The 468-nt window shown below is 67.9% G+C and carries 2 pseudogenes; one reads left to right on the forward strand and one right to left on the reverse strand.

Going from position 1 to position 468, the window contains the following annotated elements:
• Nucleotides 1-260, forward strand: a pseudogene (locus A6V37_RS16005) (nitroreductase family protein); the annotation flags it as partial.
• Nucleotides 261-271: 11 nt separating this feature from the next.
• On the opposite strand, the pseudogene A6V37_RS39205 reads toward A6V37_RS16005, so the two are convergent.
• Nucleotides 272-468 (reverse strand): annotated as a pseudogene (locus A6V37_RS39205) (nitroreductase family protein); the annotation flags it as partial.

Raw genomic sequence — 468 nt, forward strand, 5'->3', positions numbered from 1 at the left:
TGCTCGAGGCGGCACGCTGGGCGCCGTCGTCGTATGACGCGCCGCCGTGGCGGTTCCTCGTATTCGACCGCAGCGTCGACGAAGTGTCGTTCAAGCAGGCCTTTGCCACGCTGGTGCCGTTCAACCAGGGGTGGAATGCACCGGCGCCGGTGCTGATCGCGGTGCCCACGCATACGCTCACCAACAAGGGCGACGTGAATCGTTGCGCAGCGTACGACGCGGGCGCCGCGGCCATGGCCGCGGCGCCCGCGTCGTACGCTGCGCAACGATTCACGTCGCCCTTGTTGGTGAGCGTATGCGTGGGCACCGCGATCAGCACCGGCGCCGGTGCATTCCACCCCTGGTTGAACGGCACCAGCGTGGCAAAGGCCTGCTTGAACGACACTTCGTCGACGCTGCGGTCGAATACGAGGAACCGCCACGGCGGCGCGTCATACGACGACGGCGCCCAGCGTGCCGCCTCGAGCA

The organism is Paraburkholderia ginsengiterrae (assembly GCF_001645125.1).
Taxonomy (GTDB): domain Bacteria; phylum Pseudomonadota; class Gammaproteobacteria; order Burkholderiales; family Burkholderiaceae; genus Paraburkholderia; species Paraburkholderia ginsengiterrae.